The organism is Marinobacter sp. PE14, from assembly GCF_053566155.1.
The window spans coordinates 639,517-657,738 of the sequence record NZ_JBQXNY010000002.1 but is presented as its reverse complement, the minus strand read 5'-3'; the positions used below and the strand labels follow the sequence as shown (position 1 = coordinate 657,738).

At 59.3% G+C, this 18,222-nt stretch carries 13 protein-coding genes; 2 read left to right on the top strand and 11 right to left on the bottom strand.

The genetic code is table 11. The features are described from left to right. Nucleotides 1-180: 180 nt before the first annotated feature. The 4 genes from ACWJ62_RS08830 to ACWJ62_RS08815 all read right to left on the bottom strand — a co-directional run bounded on the left by ACWJ62_RS08830 (nucleotide 181) and on the right by ACWJ62_RS08815 (nucleotide 4,269). On the bottom strand, nucleotides 181-1,869 hold the full coding sequence (locus ACWJ62_RS08830) for a phosphoethanolamine transferase (RefSeq protein WP_449285846.1): 1,689 nt from the start codon (nucleotides 1,867-1,869) through the stop codon (nucleotides 181-183). Between the two features lie 75 nt (nucleotides 1,870-1,944). Next, the gene (locus ACWJ62_RS08825) at nucleotides 1,945-2,511 is read right to left on the bottom strand and encodes a gamma-glutamylcyclotransferase (protein ID WP_449285845.1); all 567 of its coding nucleotides are present in this window, start codon (nucleotides 2,509-2,511) and stop codon (nucleotides 1,945-1,947) included. Between the two features lie 36 nt (nucleotides 2,512-2,547). Continuing rightward, the gene (locus ACWJ62_RS08820) at nucleotides 2,548-3,171 is read right to left on the bottom strand and encodes a MarC family protein (RefSeq protein WP_349519895.1); all 624 of its coding nucleotides are present in this window, start codon (nucleotides 3,169-3,171) and stop codon (nucleotides 2,548-2,550) included. Nucleotides 3,172-3,264: 93 nt separating this feature from the next. Continuing rightward, nucleotides 3,265-4,269 (bottom strand): GlxA family transcriptional regulator, encoded by a 1,005-nt coding sequence (locus tag ACWJ62_RS08815; RefSeq protein WP_449285844.1) that lies wholly within the window; start codon nucleotides 4,267-4,269, stop codon nucleotides 3,265-3,267. Between the two features lie 112 nt (nucleotides 4,270-4,381). Between ACWJ62_RS08815 and ACWJ62_RS08810 the strand changes: the two genes are divergently transcribed. Further along, nucleotides 4,382-5,278 carry an alpha/beta hydrolase gene (locus ACWJ62_RS08810; protein WP_449285843.1) on the top strand — a complete coding sequence of 299 codons (897 nt, stop codon included), beginning with the start codon at nucleotides 4,382-4,384 and terminating at the stop codon, nucleotides 5,276-5,278. Between the two features lie 21 nt (nucleotides 5,279-5,299). Here the strand turns inward: ACWJ62_RS08810 and ACWJ62_RS08805 are convergent, their stop codons facing one another. The 7 genes from ACWJ62_RS08805 to ACWJ62_RS08775 all read right to left on the bottom strand — a co-directional run bounded on the left by ACWJ62_RS08805 (nucleotide 5,300) and on the right by ACWJ62_RS08775 (nucleotide 17,374). Continuing rightward, nucleotides 5,300-6,256: a transglutaminase family protein gene (locus tag ACWJ62_RS08805; RefSeq protein ID WP_449285842.1), complete on the bottom strand. Its 957-nt coding sequence runs from the start codon at nucleotides 6,254-6,256 to the stop codon at nucleotides 5,300-5,302. A gap of 10 nt (nucleotides 6,257-6,266) precedes the next feature. Continuing rightward, the gene (locus ACWJ62_RS08800; protein WP_449286166.1) at nucleotides 6,267-8,693 is read right to left on the bottom strand and encodes a circularly permuted type 2 ATP-grasp protein; all 2,427 of its coding nucleotides are present in this window, start codon (nucleotides 8,691-8,693) and stop codon (nucleotides 6,267-6,269) included. A 167-nt stretch (nucleotides 8,694-8,860) separates the two neighbouring features. Further along, nucleotides 8,861-12,163, bottom strand: coding sequence for a transglutaminase family protein (locus tag ACWJ62_RS08795; RefSeq protein ID WP_449285841.1), 3,303 nt, complete (start codon nucleotides 12,161-12,163; stop codon nucleotides 8,861-8,863). Between the two features lie 35 nt (nucleotides 12,164-12,198). Further along, a complete protein-coding gene (locus ACWJ62_RS08790; protein WP_449285840.1) occupies nucleotides 12,199-13,137 on the bottom strand; it encodes an alpha-E domain-containing protein in 939 nt (312 codons plus the stop codon). A 1-nt stretch (nucleotide 13,138) separates the two neighbouring features. Next, nucleotides 13,139-14,599, bottom strand: coding sequence for a circularly permuted type 2 ATP-grasp protein (locus ACWJ62_RS08785; protein WP_449285839.1), 1,461 nt, complete (start codon nucleotides 14,597-14,599; stop codon nucleotides 13,139-13,141). 14 nt (nucleotides 14,600-14,613) lie between these two features. Next, nucleotides 14,614-15,675: a zinc-binding metallopeptidase family protein gene (locus ACWJ62_RS08780; protein WP_449285838.1), complete on the bottom strand. Its 1,062-nt coding sequence runs from the start codon at nucleotides 15,673-15,675 to the stop codon at nucleotides 14,614-14,616. Between the two features lie 115 nt (nucleotides 15,676-15,790). Then, a complete protein-coding gene (locus tag ACWJ62_RS08775; RefSeq protein WP_449285837.1) occupies nucleotides 15,791-17,374 on the bottom strand; it encodes a flavin-containing monooxygenase in 1,584 nt (527 codons plus the stop codon). Between the two features lie 170 nt (nucleotides 17,375-17,544). Here ACWJ62_RS08775 and ACWJ62_RS08770 point away from each other — a divergent pair, with 170 nt between their 5' ends. Further along, entirely contained in the window at nucleotides 17,545-18,177 is a 633-nt protein-coding gene (locus ACWJ62_RS08770) for a TetR family transcriptional regulator (RefSeq protein ID WP_449285836.1), read from the top strand. The last annotated feature ends 45 nt before the right edge of the window (nucleotides 18,178-18,222 follow it).

Sequence of the window (18,222 nt, the reverse complement as noted above, 5' to 3'; positions counted from 1 at the left end):
CAGATCTCGCATCCGGACCCAGTGCCGGATGCCTCTGAACCCAGATTATCGAAGCGGGAGCGAATGTCAGTGCCTTGGGGCCGGCTTTGCAGGATCTTTACGCAAGGCCCCGTCAGCTTGACGTTTGAATGTCAGGTAGTGTCGTATTTTCGGGCAGAACGCGAAAAAAAGTTCGGCGCCTCAGGTGGTTCTGCAGTCCTCGAAAATATTGAGCGACGGCTTGATCGCCTCGGTCGTCACGTTCATCAGGCCAAGCATGGAGGAGAACAGATTGTCGTGGCTCAGCGGTTGCGATGCGGTCCGGTTGACGCACTCAGCATCAATCCGGTTATCCATCCGGAAACCGTCTGACAACCACACCACCATGGGCACGTGCGTCTGGGCCTCCGGCGCAAACATGAAGGGAATACCGTGCAGGTAGATGCCACCCTCGCCCAGTGACTCGCCATGATCAGAGACATACACGAGGGCGGTGTTGTAATCCGCCTGCATGGATTTCAGCATGCGCACGGTTTCTCCGAGCAATCGGTCGGTTACCAGGATGCTGTCATCGTAGGCGTTGATGATGGCCTGTTGGTCACAGCTCTGCAGTTCATTGCTCTGACACTCGGGCAGGAACTTTTTCTGGTCCGGTTTGCTGCGTTTGTAGTACTCGGGACCATGACTGCCAAGCTGATGCAGCACCATGAAATGGTCATTGTTGTCTGCGGCATCGAGCTGCTGATGGGCACCCTTCAGCAGCACCAGATCATCACAGTACTCGCCCTGGCAAAGGTCGGTATCCTCCGGACGAACGGTCGGAATCCGGTCACACATGCCCTTGCAGCCGGAGTTATTATCCAGCCAGGTACTGACAATGCCGGCGCGGGTCATGACATCCAGGAAGTTATCACTGTTCTTGGCCACGGCTTCATCGTAATCCGATCTGCCCAGCCACGAAAACATACAGGGCACCGACAAGGCCGTTGCGGTCCCGCAGGAGGATACCCGGGGAAAATTGACCAGTGTTCCGCCCGATTGCCGGGCCAGTTTACTGAGCTCCGGGGTGGTATTGCGCTGATAGCCATTCAGACCAAAATGGTCTGCGCGCGCAGTTTCACCAAGAACGAAAACCACCAGATTCGGTCTGCTGCGATCGGAAACCGGGAGAGAAACCGTCGCATCCAGCCCCACCTGCTGGTATTCCTGGGGAAACTGCGCCGCAGCCACCTTGCTACCCAGCGATGCCAGGGCAGCAACACTGTTCACCGGCACCACAAGATCCTTGATGTCGCGGTGATTGCGGAACGTTGAAGCCATCTCCTGATAGCTGGTCAACGCCAGTACCAGAATCAGAGCGATATCAACAATGATCGGGGCCAGCCAATGGGTGATCCTTTTCAGGCCGGCCGGCCACCTCACGCGCACCAGATAGAGCAGCACAACCGGAATCACGAAAAAGAGCGCCATGTGCACAATCAGTCCGAGGCTCAGCAGGCCGCGAGCCTCCTGCACATCGGTTTCGAACACGTTCTGCAGCATGTGCTTGTCGATCAACACACCGTAGGCGTTCATGAAATACCCACTGAGCGCCGCGCTCAAAAACAGAAACACCAGTATCGGTTTCAGGATAAAACGTGCCGAAAACAGGCTGATCAGGAGATGGTTGGCCAGCAGCAACAAAAACGCGAGTTTGAACATCAGCATCGGCTGATCAAAGCCGACGTATCGATTAATGGCGGTGTAGAAAGGAACGTTGTACAGAGCGGTCAGGGCAAGGGCACTGATCAACACCAGCCAATGAGGTTTGATTGCAGGCCATTGAAACCGACCGGTTTCGCCATGCAAAAACGGCTGCGCGTGAAGAGTGCGTTTCGAGGACAAGCCCATGGGATTTCCCGGGATAAGTGTTATTCAAGATCTGGCGAGTGTGCTCTCCGAACCTTAAAGCAAACTTAAACGGACTTAGCTCAACTCATCACGCAGGTGGGCTTCGATGGCAAAGGTGTGCGGGCAATCCGCACCCATTGCCCTCAGGGACTCTGCAAGGCGCAAGAGATACTCGGCATTTGGGCCACTGGGGCCCGAGGCTGAGGCGATCTGGCGGGCAATATCCGCATCTGGCGCGTGGCCCAGGAAGGCTTCGTTGTCCTCGGTGGCAATGTAAACCAGGCCCTCGGCATGGCTGCCATCGTTGAAGGTGAGCGTGATGCTCAGGCGCAGATAACCGTTCTTTTCACGGACATCCAGGTGCTCGAACACCCTGGGCGATACCCGAAAGGCCATGCCCTTGCAGACCGCATTCGGCTTTTCTACCAGGGTAACCACGCGGCCGGGAGCCTCCGGCGTGCCCCGATGATCGTGGGAACCCTGCCAGAACCGTCTTTCCCACCCGCGAATCGACGCCGGGCGCTGCTCCAGAAAGGGGAAATCCACCTTGTAGATCAGCGAGCCGTAACCAAACAGCCACACCGACTCCACGCCGGAGAAATCGTATCGTTTGCGATTGTGCTCAATGGTATTGGCCGACATCAGACACCCTGCAGCGAAAACCTGTCCCGCGATACTCTAGGTGGAGGCAATGAAACCCGCAATGCCCGTCAGCACGATTTCAGCCGCCATGGCAGAGAGAATCAGACCGCTGATCTTGGACATGATGTTCAGGCCGGTCTTGCCCAGCACCTTCTCGAGGTAGCCGGACAGGTGCAGCAACACCGCGAGGATCAACAGGCTCGATACCAGCCCCAGAAGCCCGCCTGCCACTTCGGATACCCGGTTAAGCTCGGCGCCATACACCATGATCGCACCAATGGTGGCCGGCCCGATCATCACCGGAATGGCCAGTGGCACAACGGCAATGTCATCCCGATCCTCATCCGGCAAACCGGTGGCATGGTTCCGGGTGCCACTGGTTACCAGGCTGATGGCGGTCAGGAACAGCAGACTACCGGCACCGATCCGGAACGAATTGAGGGTAATGCCGATGGCACTGAACAGCAGCGGGCCGGCAAAGAACAGAATCACGCCCATCATAAAGGCCGACACACAGGCACGGCGGATAATCGATGTCTTTTCGGTTGCTGGCAGGCCTCGGGTCAGCGCCAGGAACATGGTCACCACGAAAAACGGCGCCAAAAGGAACAAAAAGCGAATGGTGCTGCTGATATAGGTGGAGAAAAAGGTTTCAAGCATTCCGAGTATTCCAGCGGTCAATGAAAGCGGGCAAGCATAGCTTGCTACCACGTTTTCTGCCGTAAGGAAGTGGACGTATGACGGCTCTTCGAATCACACGGCCAACGGTGTCACATAACTGAAGCGCTTACGATACTGTTCCATTGTGCAGCCCACCGTTCGCTTGAATAAACGCCGGAACGAGCTGGCATCCTCATAGCCCACGCTCCAGATAATGCGGGCGGTCTGTTCACGGCTGGATTCCAGTTTGTGTTTGGCGGCTTCAATTCGCAGATGCTGGAGATAGCCAATGGGCGTTTCCCCCGTAGCCTCCCTGAACCGGCGCTTGAAGGTGCGCGTACCCAATCCGGCGACCTCGGCAATATCATCGATGCTGACCGGGTCGGAGTAATGATGCTCCAGCCAGGTTTGAGCCTTGCGGATGGCATCGTCCTGATGGGCCTTCCGGCTGTAGAAGGCCATATACGGCGTCTGTTCGACTCGGCGACCATCCAGAACCAGCATCTTGCTACAGGCCAGGGCAACTGAGGGAGAGGCAAAACGTTCCACCAGGTAAAGACACAAATCCACAAACGCCGTCGCACCACCGGCACAGATAATCTGGCCGTTATCCACCAGCAGTTGATCTTCATCCAGCCGAATATCCGGGTAACGGCCGCGAAAGAGCGGTGCGGCCCGCCAGTGTGTGGTGGCCACCTGATCGCCCAGCAAACCGGCCTCCGCGAGTACAAAACTGCCCGTGCACACACTTGCCAGAACAACACCCTGCTCAAAGGCCTCCTTCAGCCAGCCATACAGAGGTATGGCTGGCGCCAGGGTTCGTTCCAGCAGCTCCGCGCTGACAGCAGCTTCAACGGACGAGCCAACCACAATCAGGTCTGGCCGGAAGCTTTCACGACAAACCGTTGGTGTGACCAGAGCACCGCTGTAACCACGGACCGGCTGATTATCCACGGTCACCACCTGACAGTTGAACAGGGGATCACTGCGGACGCCTGGTACGCGAGCGCAATAGTTCGCCACGGTGAAGAAATCCATCACACCGTGTACACCGGAAGCATGGCAGTTAGGCAAGGCAACGATAGCAATGTTCATCATGGGAAAATGGCCCTTTCCGCACTTTATATGTCAAATATGACACTCCTGCTGACAACCGGCAAGCCCTAACCTGAAGCTGTCATCCACTACAGCTCGAAGAAGGACTTTCTCCATGACCTCACAACTGAATACACAGACACAGATCCCACGCCACTCAAGCCAATCCAGAAAACCCGTCACTGCGGGGCTTTCCGCGACTCGTCTGGCGCTGCAACTCTATGCCCGGGTATCGCCGCAAAAAGCCGGAAAATTGGTGAACCGTATGGCCTTCAGGCCCTCCCGTCTGTCTCTGCCTGTGCGCTACGAGCACTGGCTGGACAACACCGACAGCTATACTCAGCTTCAACACGGTTCCCGAACCATTCCAGTCTATTCCTGGGGAGAAGGTCCGGTGATTCTGGGGGTCCATGGCTGGGGAGGCGCGGGCGTTCAGTTCGGCGCCTGGATTGAACCGCTAATTGAAGCCGGTTATCGGGTGGTTCTCTTCGATGCTCCGGCCCATGGCCGGGCACAGGGGGAGAGCACAGACCTGCTCGAAATGGCAGACGTGACGACTCACGTGTCTGCCAGCGTGGGCGGTGTCCGAGGTGTACTGGCGCATTCCCTCGGATGTATCGTAGCAGCGCGGGCCGTCACCAACGGGCTTCACACCGACTACCTGGCTATGCTGGCACCACCGGTCAGCCTGAAGGCTGCTATGGAGAACCTTGGCAGGCAGTTGGCCCTCAGTCCCGAAGTACTGGCCGTTCACCTCGAACTCATGGAAGACCGGTTCGGCCCCTCGATTTGGGAGAAGCTGAATCTTGAGACGCTGTGCCGCGGGCTGAACCAGCCCGGCCTGGTTGCCATTGACGACACCGACACGTCCATTTCACCGGATGAGAGCCAACGCGTGGCTGAAACCTGGGCTAAGGCAGATCTTCTGCGCACCAGTGGTCTTGGCCATCATCGGATTCTCTCAAGCCCAATGGTCATGGAAACGGTGCTGAAAAGTCTGGGCCGGGGGTGATGCCGTGCCAGAAAGCCGCGGTCACCCGGGTGACAGTTCTTCCAGGTAGGTTTCGCCATCGGCGTACAGCGAGGCGAACTCCTCCTCGGGCACCACGGTGACCGCAATCTCCGGTTCATGCTCGCCGCCGCCGAGGAGCACGCCCCGCATCGGGGTGATATCGGAAAAATCCCGTCCCCAGCCGAGGGTAATGTGCTCCAGATCCGGGCTCAGGGCATTGGTGGGGTCCAGCTCCAACCAGCCGAACTCCGGTACGAACACAGCAACCCAGGCATGGGTGGCGTCGGCACCCACCAATCTCTCCTTGCCCTCGGGCGGGTGCGTAAGTATGTACCCGCTCATATAACGGGCGGCCAGGCCAATCGAGCGCAGACAGGCAATCATGATGTGGGAGAAATCCTGGCAGACGCCTCGGCGGGCCTTGAAAGCCTGCTCGACCGGGGTGAAGGTTTCCGTTGCCGTCGCATCAAAACTAAAGTCGCGATGAATCATCCGCATCAGCGCATCCGCTGCCTCCACCAAAGGTCGCCCCGGAAGAAAGGCCTCCCGGGCGTAAGCAGCGTACTGCGAATCTATAGGCACATTAGTGGAGACAAACCGGAATGCCGTGGCCTGAAGATGGTCCGGCGGAAACTTCCTATCTGCCCGATACCGCAGGCTGTCGCGCACGCTCTCCCAAGGGGCTTTTGCAGCGGATGCTGAAGGTTTCGGCCGGTCGCGTAGCTCTACCCAGAACTCGCTGATGATCTCCAGGTACTCGTGGTCGGCGGTGAAATGAATCTTGGTAATCCGGTTGCCAAAGCAGTCCAGGAAGGAACGCCTTGCCGAGGGTTCCGGTGAGATCGCCAGGTGATGCTCAAGATTCCGCTGCCAGGGCAACGCCCGCGGCGTGAGCCTCAGCAAATGGTGGGACTCCCCCACCACCTGATCGTACTGGTAGAGGGTCTCATGACGCACATGGTAACGGACAAATGTCATGACAGGCGCCTTAATCCGGTTTCACAGACCGGTCGGAATACCGGGTGTGAATAAAACACTGCCGCTGGATTTCATCAGACACACGATAGGCCTCCGACCGGATGTCACACAATAGCTCCGCCAGGGCTTCACAGGCTTTGTCCGGGCGCTTGCGCTCAAACGGATGTAAATCAAGCGCTCGCAGCCGCTGCAGCGATTCGTTCAGATCCGGCGGAAACAGCTGGCCGGTTTTACGCCCCATCTCCGGCAGGTCCTTCTGCAGCTGCCGCAGCTGGAACATCACCGAATGAGGGTTGCTCGCGTCTATTACCAGGGTATGGAGTACCCCCAGAAGCTCCGGAGTCCGGCGGTACCGGGTGCGGTAGGTCACTTCCGAGTTGGCCACTTCCAACAGCCACTCGAGCATGGCATGGCGGCTGAACCGGTCGCTGAACAGGGGCACGCAAATCAGCGTACAGAGATTGGCCAGTCGCTCCAGACGCCGGCCGATCACCAGGAAAACCCAGCTGGCATCCCGCGTGATGTCATCCATGGCAAAGCCTGCCAGTGAGATGCAGTCAAGCAACACCAGATTCAACGCCCGGATCGACTGGTCCGGCGTGGTTGGCGCAGGGCTCAGGGGCTTACCCACCCGATTGAGCGTGTGCCAGTTGTCGGAGGACAGCCGGTCACGGACCTGACTGGCATTGAACAACAAGGCCTGGAGGATGGACGCGATCGAGCCCGGAAACTTGAGATCGCTGACCGCCCTGAGCAACATTCCGGGAAGCGGCTCCGGCACCGCATCCTCTTCCGGTTCCGGAAGCGTCCCGAACTGCTCGGCTGCCTGTTGCAGCCCGAGCAGGGCTTCTTCACTGGCCTGATCGTGGCCCGACAGGCGGTTGAAGGCCGCCCGCAATAACCGGGCAGTCCCCTCGGCCCGCTCCGAGTGCCGGCCCATCCAGAACAGGTTTTCACCCACCCGGGAGGGCGTGTCCCGCTCTCCGTCGAGCAGGTCAGACACCTGCAGCCGTTTCTTGATCAGCGACTTGGAGGGGGCCGTGTAGCGGGCCTGGACCCAGGTATCCTTAGACAGTCCGCCCCTTTGCATGGAGATCACCTCAACGCCCTCCTCCACGGCCACGCGGGTCAGGCCACCGGGCATAACCCGCCAGCCAGAGGGCGTGGCAGCCGCAAATAGCCGCAGGCCGATGGACCGGGTGGCCAGCGGCTGCTCCGGATCTCCCTTCCAGACCGGCGCCTGGGAAAGATGGACGAGCTCCTGGCCGACAAAGGCATGGGGATGGGCATGCATCTTCTTGATCAGGGCGTCCCGCTCTGCACCTTTCACCTGGTAACCGAACACCGGCTCCATTCGCATGCTCGCGAAGGCCGGTTTAATGACCAGCTCGTCCAGGTGCTCGATGACATATTCCAGAGCCGGTTTCTCACCACACCACCAGGACGCCACCGAAGGCATAGCCAGAGGCGAACCCAGCAATTTCTTCGAAATCTCCGGCAAAAACCCGAATAACGCCGCACTCTCAAGCACCCCGGAACCCAGGGCATTTGCCATCAGCACCTTGCCTGCACGCACCGCGCCCAGAAGCCCGGGAATCCCCAGCACGGAATCGGCGCGAAGCTCCAGGGGATCACAGAAGCCATCGTCCAGCCGGCGATAAATGGCGTGTACCCGCCTCAGGCCCTGAAGCGTTTTCAGGTAGACCGTGTCATCTCGCACGGTCAGATCCTGGCCCTCGACCAGCGGCAAACCCAGGTAACGGGCCAGGAACACATGTTCGAAATAGGTTTCGTTGAAACGGCCCGGGGTCAATAGAACACAGAGCGGCGATTCGGCTCCCGCCGGCGACATGCTTGCCAGACTGCTCTGGAAACCCTGGAAGAACTCCGACAGGTTGGTCACCGGCAGGTTGTGGAATGGCGCCGGGAACGCTCGGGAAATCACCAGCCGGTTCTGCAGGGCGTAACCGGCGCCCGAGGGCGCCTGGGTACGATCGGCCATCACCCACCAGCCGCCGTCCGGTGCGCGCGCCAGATCCACGGCATACAGGTGCAGGAACCGGCCACCAGCAGGCTGAATCCCCTGGCAGGGCCACTGGAAACCCGCCTGCCCATAGACCAGGGCCGGAGGCATGAGACCTTCTTTTAACAGCGACTGCTCGCCGTAAAGATCGGCCAGAACGCTGTCCAGAAGCTCTGCACGCTGGGCGACGGCTTTCGAGAGCCACTGCCACTCATCGGCGCCCAACACCAGCGGCAGCAGATCCACTTCCCAGGGCCGGGAATCTCCACGAGGGTCCTCGTAGACGTTGTAGGTGACACCGTCTTCGGCAATGGCATTCGAAACAGCCTGGGCCCTGATGTTGAGACTGTCCACCGACTCAAGGTTGAGCTGCTTCAGCAATGGCCGCCAGTGTGACTTCGGTCCGGAGCCCATGGAACCAAGCTCATCAAACCGATCCGGCACCGGGTGGTACTGGCGTAGGATGTCAGTTTCTGCGCGCTGCTTCGCCACCGTGAATTCAGGCTCCGTTGGTCAATGAGCTGGAAGCATAGCCGCTTTGCAGTCTCCCGGGCCAGTATCAAACGGTAAGTTCCCGCGTGTTATTTGTGATATCGCAGATCCAGGGTGAACGGGAACTCCCGATGCTCCGGAACCGGCCGCAGGGGTTGTTGTCCGGAGCTGTGACCCATCCGGAAGAAACGCGCCATACGCCGGCCTTCGGCCTCGAACGAATTTACCGGCAGAGTCTCGAAATTCCGGCCACCGGGGTGGGTTACGTGGTACTCGCAACCCCCGAGGCTGCGTTCGTTCCAGGTATCCACGATATCAAACACCAGCGGCCCATCCACACCAATGGTCGGGTGCATGCACTGCGACGGCTGCCAGGCCCGGTAGCGGACACCGGCGACCGATTCACCCACCATCCCGGTTGGCTGAAGTGGCAGCGGCACCTGATTGCAGGTGATCTGGTAACGATCCGGGGCAGCGCCGCGCACCTTCACCTGCAAGCGTTCCAGGGAAGAGTCCACGTAGCGGGCGGTGCCACCGATCGCGCCGTGCTCCCCCGTCACATGCCAGGGCTCCAACGCCGAGCGCAGCTCAAGGGTTATGCCTTTGACCTTGTAATCGCCGATCCGGGGGAACCGGAACTCGAAATGGGGCGCGAACCACTCGCTCTCGAGCGGGTAACCCTGGGCCTTCATATCGTCGATGACGTCTTCGAAGTCCTGCCAGACATTGTGAGGCAGCAGGAACCGGTCGTGCAGCTCGGTCCCCCAGCGCACCAGCCCGCTGGGTTTGTAGGGCTGCTCCCAGAATCGTGCCACCAGCGCCCGAAGCAGCAGCTGCTGGGTCAGGCTCATGCGGGCATGAGGCGGCATCTCGAAGGCCCGCAATTCGAGCAGACCATGACGTCCACCCGGGCCATCCGGGGAATAGAGCTTGTCGATACAGAACTCGGCCCTGTGGGTATTGCCGGTGACGTCCGTGAGCAGGTCCCGGAGCAAGCGATCTACCACCCAGGGTGCGACTTTTTTGCCCGCCGGGCATAGCCGCTCCATCTCCCTGAACGCCAGCTCCATTTCGAACACATGGTCGTTGCGCGCCTCATCAATCCGCGGCGCCTGGGAACTGGGGCCGATAAACAGGCCGGAAAACAGATAGGACAGGCTGGGGTGGTTGTGCCAGTAGCTGATCAGGCTGCGCAGCAGATCCGGACGCCTCAGGAACGGGGAATCCTCTGCCTTTTGCGAACCCAGCACAAAATGGTTGCCGCCACCGGTGCCGGTATGACGGCCATCCATCATGAACTTCTCGGAGGTGAGCCGGCACTCGTAGGCGTCGGCATAGAGCGTCTCGGTCTGTTCGACCAGCTCGTCCCAGGTCCGAACCGGCTGCACATTCACTTCGATCACCCCGGGGTCCGGCGTGATGCGGAAATGACTCAACCGGTGATCCGAGGGCGGTTCGTACCCCTCAAGCAGGACCGTCTGCTGCAGCTCTTTAGCGGTGTTCTCGATGGCGGAAACCAGGGCAAGGTAAGGCTCCAGCTTTTCCAGCGGCGGCATAAAAATACGAAGAACGCCCTCCCGGGGCTCCACGCACAGGGCGGTGCGGACAATCTCCGGTGCCGACTTTCCTTTTTTCGGCGGCTCCCGTTCCGGCAACACCTGCCCGGCCTGGCCCCGGCTGTTCCATTGCCGGATCTCCTCGCTGGCCGGCAGGGGGCCACGGGGGGCAAAGGGGTCCTGTTCGTGGATCCAGGGGTAATCGGCTTCTTCCACCCAGGGCTGGCTGTCGAGGGGCAGCCGGTGGCCCATGGGGGAGCCGCCCGGAATCAGGTAACAGCGTTCACTGCGCAGGAACCAGGGGCCGGTTTCCCAGGCCTGCTCCTTTTCCGAAACACGCAGTGGCAGCACATAGCCGACGGGCTCATCCAGACCCCGGCTGAAAATCTGCTGAAGCTGCTTGCGCTCAAGAGCGTTCTCGAGTTTGGCATCGAAAGGATCAACGTTCACCGGCAGCCGTCGTTCCCGCCAGAGGTAGTAGAAGGCATCCTCAAAGGCCGGAAACAGCTGCTTATCGTCAACACCCAACTGTTTCGTCAAGGCCAGCAGAAACCGATGCGCCGCTTCCGGGGTCGCCTTGCCTTCGGCGCGTTCATCCGCCAACCAGCGCTCGTCCCGCCAGATCGGCTCGCCATCCTTGCGCCAGTAACAGTTCAGGGACCAGCGGGGCAGCGGCTCTCCCGGGTACCACTTACCCTGGCCGAAATGGACCAACCCGCCGGCACCGTAGCGGTCCCGCATCCGGTGATAGAGCTCGATGGCCTTCTTCCGCTTGGTAGGACCCATCGCCTCGGTGTTCCACTCCGGCTCGTCCCGGTCGTGATTCGCCACGAAGGTGGGTTCACCGCCCTGGGTCAGGCGCACATCCAGCTCTGCCAGACGCTGGTCCACGTCATGGCCCAGCCCAACGATGCGTTGCCACTGGGCCTCGCTATAGGGTTTGGTCACCCGTGGTGCTTCCCAGATGCGCTGGACGCTCATCTGGTGCTCGAACTCGACCCCGGACTCCTCAACCATGCCGGTAATCGGCGCCGCTGAGGACGGATCAGGGCTGCAGGCCAGGGGGATATGCCCTTCCCCCGCAAACAAGCCGGACGTCGGATCCAGACCTACCCAACCCGCGCCGGGCAGAAAGACTTCGCACCAGGCGTGCAAATCGGTGAAGTCTTCCTCAGCGCCCGAAGGGCCATCCAGTGCTTTCTGATCCGCCTTGAGCTGAATCAGGTAGCCGGAGACAAACCGCGCCGCCAGCCCCAGATGCCGAAGCGTCTGAACCAGCAACCAGGTCGAATCCCGACAGGAGCCGGAGCCGTTTTTCAGGGTTTCTTCCGGGGTCTGTACACCCGGCTCCATCCGGATCAGGTAATCAATACGGTCAGCAAGGCTCTGGTTCACACCCACCAGGAAATCCACGCTGGGGGTTTCCTTGCGGTCTATGGTGGCCATCCACTTCCGGAATTCCGGGGTTTCCGGCAGTTTCTGTAAATAAGGCGCAAGCTCTGCCGTCTGCCATTCCTCGTAGTCAAAGGGGATGGTCTCCGCCCGGGGCTCCAGAAAGAAGTCGAAGGGATTGATCACGGCCATCTCGGCAACAAGGTCCACCGTGATCTTCAGCTCGCCAGTTTTTTCCGGGAACACAAGGCGAGCCAGATAGTTGGCCTGCGGGTCCTGTTGCCAGTTGAGAAAATAACCTTCGGGCTCAACCTTCAGCGAGTAACTGAGGATGCGGGTACGCGCGTGCGGACAGGGACGCAAACGAACGATCTGGGGCCCCAGGGTGATCGGTCGCTCATAGCGATAGTGGGTGGTATGACTCAGGGCAACATGAATCGACATGGAACCTATCTCGCAGGCGAATAAAATTGGGAGTTTCAGGCTGTCTCGTAGACAGGAAACCACGTCTCTACAATATCGTCGTGAAGCTCACCGATCTCCAATTGCAGGTTTTCCAGGAACAGGATCACGTCTTCCTTGCGGATCAGCGCATCCACGTCGCCCTCTCGGGTGTGACGAACCGCCTGCAAAGCCGTGCGAAGCGGAATCTCGTTCCTGGGCAGGCGGCCAAGGGCACCGGCCACTTCGCTGAGGCTGTGTAACACAGACCTCGGAAACGGCTCGTTCTGCAGTAGGAACCGAATCACCAGAGGCCCGCTGACCTTGCGCCTTACGTTGTGTCGGTACATCTGGAAGGCACTCTGATAACGCAGAACACTGGTCCACAGAAGCCCGCCGTAGGTTTCGGTGCCATCCCAGCCATCCAGGAACTGCAGGGCTCCCACCTCAATCTGCCGCGTGGCCATATCCGCGCGCTCCAGGTTGCGACCGACCCGGATAAAGTCGTACCCCGCATCGTGGCTCATACAGCCGGCCAGCAGGCCATTGAGCATCTGGCAGCGACCCACGATTTCGTTGAGGAATTCGTACCTCGCCCGCTTACCAACCCCCTGATCTATGTGCTCCAGAATGTACCGGTATAGCTCGTTGATCACCTCCCAGGCGTCGGTTGGAATCTGGTCCCGGGTGGTGCGCACGTTCTCCCGCGCGGCCTTGATGCAGGACGCAATGGAGCTCGGGTTGTAGCCATCCGCCATCAGAAACTTCACACAGTTGCGCTCATCGGCCTTCTGATGATGCTGGTCAAACAGTGCGCCCATGCCCGTCACCGCCACCAGTCCCTTCCAGGACAGTTGGGTTTCCCGGGGCATATCCAGGGCCAGGGAATTAAAGGCCATGATCATCCGGGCACTATTCTCGGCCCGCTCAAGGTATCTGGCCATCCAGTACAGTCGTTCCGCTACACGTGACAGCACATCAATTCTCCTCGTCCACGATCCAGGTATCCTTGCTTCCACCGCCCTGTGAAGAATTCACCACCAGGGAGCCTTTTCGCATTGCCACCCGTGTTAGCCCACCGGACGTTACGTAGGTTCTCACGCCCTGCAGCACGAAGGGCCTCAGGTCCAGATGACGGGGCGCCAGGCCCTCATCGCAAAGGGTTGGAGCCACGGACAAGCTCAAAGTGGGCTGGGCGATGTAATTGCGCGGATTCTTCTTGATCAGTCCGGCAAACTCTGTGCGCTGCTTCTTGGTGGAATGCGGCCCCACCAGCATGCCGTAGCCACCGGACTCATTCGCCGGCTTGACCACCAGTTCATCGAGGTGCTCAAGGACATACTCCTGATCCTGCTTGTTCACACACAGCCAGGTGGGCACGTTCGGGATGATGGGCTCTTCATCCAGGTAGTAACGAATCATGTCCGGCACGAATGCATAGATCACCTTGTCGTCGGCCACACCGGCACCCGGCGCATTGGCGAGGCCAACCTTACCGTTGCGCCACGCCCGCATCAGGCCGGGCACGCCCAGAGTGGAATCGGCGCGGAACTCTTCCGGATCGAGGAAATCGTCATCAATGCGGCGATAGATCACATCCACACGTTCCAGCCCTTCAACCGTGCGCATGTAAACACAGTCATCCTCGCCAACCACCAGATCGGCCCCCTCGACCAGTTCAGCGCCCATGCGCTGGGCAAGGAAAGAGTGCTCGAAATAGGCAGAGTTGAAAATACCCGGCGTCAGCACCGCAATTTTCGGATGGTCCTGGGGCCGTGGGGAGATCGACGCCAACATGTCGAACAGCTGGTTGGTGTAGTCATCCACCGGCAGGATGCTGGTGTTCTCGAACAGCTCCGGGAACACCCGCTTGGTCAGCTGGCGGTTCTCCAGCATGTAGGAGACACCGGAGGGAACCCGCAGGTTGTCCTCCAGGACGTACACGGTGCCATCCTTGTCCCGAACCAGATCTGATCCGCAAATGTGCGCCCAGACCCCCAGTGGCGGCGTAAACCCCCGACACTGCTCGCGGAAGTTCTTGGAGTTGGCGAACACGTACTTGGGGATAACCTTGTCCTTGACGATATTCTGATCGTTGTAGATGTCGTTGATGAACATGTTGAGCGCCGTCAGGCGCTGCGCCAGACCCTGTTCGATGGTTTCCCACTCCCTCAGCGAGATCACCCGGGGAATGATGTCGAAGGGCCAGGCCCGGTCGATGTTCTCGCCCTCGCTGTAGATGGTGAAGCTGATCCCCGTTTCCAGGATCGCCAGTTCAGCCGCCTGCTGGCGCGCCTGGATTTCTTCAGAGCCGAGATTGCCCAGGTAGTCGGTAATCGCCGTGGCCGCAGCCCGGGGACTCCCCTTTGCAGCAATCAGCTCATCGTAGAAGTCATTTGGATCGTAGTTTTTCCAATCAATCGATTTGTTCTTTTTCATTTGGGGTCCTTTCGTTAACCACCGTGAGCTATTCGGTGTACCAGGCGGAGCTTCTCCACCACCGGAGCCGCAAGCACGAAGGGGTAGGCGTCCTCATGCCCCATGCTTCGGTTAAGGCTGTTGAGCGCAAGCGTCAGGGGTAACCAGTGCTTGATCAGTGCATCGAAATCGTGAGCCTGGTAGGGATCAAACGCAGGGTCTGCTTCGCTGTTCATTACCGGGCGCTGCCGGGCATTCACACGCATCCCGAACTGCCAGGCAGTCTCTAATGTATCCACCATATGCAGGTAATGTGCCCAGGTCTCGGCCCAGTCCTCCCAGGCATGGCTGCTGGCATAGGCGCTGATGTACCAGCTCTGCCAGTCACCGGGCGGCCCGTACTGATAATGCTGGTCCATGGCTTGTCTGTAATCTCTGGTGTCGTCACCAAATACTTCCCGCACCGGGCTCAGCCAGGACCCGGACCGCACCAGCAGATCCCAGTAGTAGTGGCCGGATTCGTGGCGGAAGTGCCCCAAAACAGTGCGATAGGGTTCGGCCATCTGGCTCCGCATTCGCTCGCGCTCCACGGGGTCCGCCTCGGCAATGTTCATGGTTATCACACCATTGGCGTGGCCGGTTTTTACTTTCGCGCGTTCATCGAACATCGCCGGCTGGTCGGCCAGAAAATCAAATGCCAGCCCGTACTGGTCCTCATTACGGGGTTCGCAGGGCAGCTCCAGGCGCAACACCGAATACACCAGACGCCGCTTTTCCTTCTCCAGACGCCGCCAGAAATCATTGTTCTTCGGGATGCTAAGATCGGGGATGGTGCGGTTCAGTCGGCAGGCGACGCAGAAGGCATGGGAGTCCGGGCCAGGGATCAGCCAGTTGCAGGCACCCTGGGTCTGATAGTTGCCACACAGGCGGTAAAGTGCGCCCCGGGCGACGGCCGCCCAGGTGCCATCATCGTTTGGCTCGATAGCCAGCAAGTCCATGACATCCGGGGCAAAGCCGAGGCCACACCCGCAATTGGTACAACGGCTGTTTTCAAAATACAGCAGGTTGGCGCATCGGCCACAGTGAAACAGCTTCATCAGGGGACATCCTTGGCCGAGAGCGGCAAGACCGTCCTTTCAGTATTGGCCAAAAGGGCCAAAACGCAACCTGGGCAGGCGCGAAAACTGCCCGAAAGTCCCCTGCTGCCAACCGTTAAACGGCCAAAGCCGATTCGCTCTCGCTAACCCCGGATTCTGGTGCACAAACCAGATATTGAGCCGCATCAAAGCGTCGTGTCTGCTGGCGGAACTGCCAGGTGAAGCCCGGCCAAAGGGTGGTGTTCTTTCCATTCTCGTTCACATACCAGCTTTTGCAGCCGGTTTGCCACACGGAATCACCAAGCTTGGCATGAATGGAGGCATTGTAGCGGCTCTGGGCGTCCTGCCTCACTTCCAGGGTGCTCCATTGATGCCGCTGCTTTTGTTTGAGGGCATCCAGCACGTACTGAATCTGGCTCTCAATCATATACACCATGGAGCTGTGGCCGAGGCCGGTATTCGGTCCCATCAGCATGAAGAAATTTGGAAAGCCACTGATGGTGGTGCCTTTATACGCTTCGGCGCCATCCTTCCAGGCATCGAGCAAATCCTGACCATTACGGCCAAAGATCATGCCCGCCGGGATCGGATCCTGGGCCCTGAAGCCGGTGCCGTAGATGAGGCAGTCCACCTGTCGCTGGTTACCTTGACCGTCGATCACGGTGTTACCCTGAACCTCACGGATACCCTCGGTCACCACATCCACATGGTCCTGGGCCAGCGCCGGATAATAGTTGTTGGAAATCAGCACCCGTTTGCAGCCGAAATGGAAATCCGGGGTCACCTTTCTGCGCAAAACCTTGTCCGGAATCTGGTTGCGAATATGCCGGCGGGCCTGCAGTTCACCCAGCTTCAGAATCCGCGGGTTGCCCACAAAACCCAGTACCCGCGCCTCAAGCGACCAGTAAATACTCTGCCGGAATGCATTGAGTGTTTGCGGGAACATCCGGAACAGCCGCTTCTCCATTGGCCGGATGGCACGGTCCGGCTTGGGCATGATCCACGGTGGTGTGCGCTGGTACAGGTCTACCTTTGCCGCCTGCTTCGCCACTTCCGGAACAAACTGAATGGCCGAGGCACCGGTGCCAATCACCGCCACCCGCTTGCCCCTCAGGTCATAGTCGTGATCCCAGTCCTGGGAGTGGAAACGCTTGCCCGTGAAGGACTCAATCCCCTCGATCTCCGGATAGGCAGGCGTGCTCAATCCCCCCATCCCGGAAACAAGGATATCGGCCCTCAACGTACTGAATTCCGGCAGTTCCTTATCGGTGCGATCCAACCGGTCTCCCGGCTTCACGCCTCTCTTTTGCATGTACGACCAAAGCGCCGGGCTATCACAGGTTTCAACCATCCACCGATGATCGTTCTCGTCAAATCGCGCCCCCACCACGTGGGTGTTCAGCCGGATGTGCTTCACCAGCCCGTATTTCTCGGCACAATGCTTCAGGTAGGCCTTGATCTCGCGCTGCTGGGCGTACATCCGGCTCCAGTTCGGGTTCTGCTCGAAGGAGAAGGAGTAGAGTGCAGACTGTACGTCACAGGCACACCCCGGGTAATGGTTCTGGTGCCAGGTGCCGCCGATGTCGTCGCTTTGTTCGAAGATCACGAAATCGTTGTAACCGGCTTCCTTGAGTTTGATGGCCATGCCAAGGCCGGAGAAGCCCGTGCCGATGATGGCGATCTGTCTGCTCTGTGTCATTGCTGCACTCCTGCTGGCCTTGTCTGTTGTTGTCCGGCGGGTCATCATGGCCGGTAGACACATGTATACACAGACGGGTAGACAGCTGTATACCAACGGAGCAGCAAATGGCCTACGTTGACTAACACTTGGCCCAGGCTGCAGGCCCGATGTCCAAAAATGAGAAAAAGATGAGCGTAATAACCGGCGGAAAACTGAAACTCATCCAGGCGGCGCTTCGGCTGATTACCGAAACCCGTAGCCTGACATCGCTGGGATTGCGGGAACTTGCCCGGGAAGCGGGGCTAAATCCGAACACCTTCTACCGGCACTTCAAAAGCCTGGACGAATTCGGCCTGCAGGTGCTGGGTTACATTGCCGAGGAAATGAAAGCCGGAGTCCGGGACTTGCGCCAGATGGCCGATTCTTCCGAACAGGCGTCACGGGATACGGTGGCCTTCGTGTACCACTATTTCCTGGCCAATCCGGCGGCCACGACCGTCGCCGTCCGGGAACTTCACGGCCCCTCGCCGGCACTGCGCCGGGCGCTCGAATCCCAGCTGGAGGCCAGCGCCCGCGAGATGGCCGAGGATATTATCGAGCGACAACTGGTCAGCGACGTGCCACCGGAGACCATTCATGAAATCTCGCGCATGACCATTCGGTACATTCTGTTCCGGGCGATGGACTACATCGAGAAACCCGCACAGCGGGAAACCATCCAGGCCGAAACCGAGCGTTTCATCAATCGGCAATTCCGGGGCGCCATTCTGGACGGCCTGTCGGAATCGGTGATTCACTCGCTGCGCCACCGCCTTCCCTAACCTTCGGTCCCGTCATTTCACCGTAAAGGTTCTCATTTAGGTGTT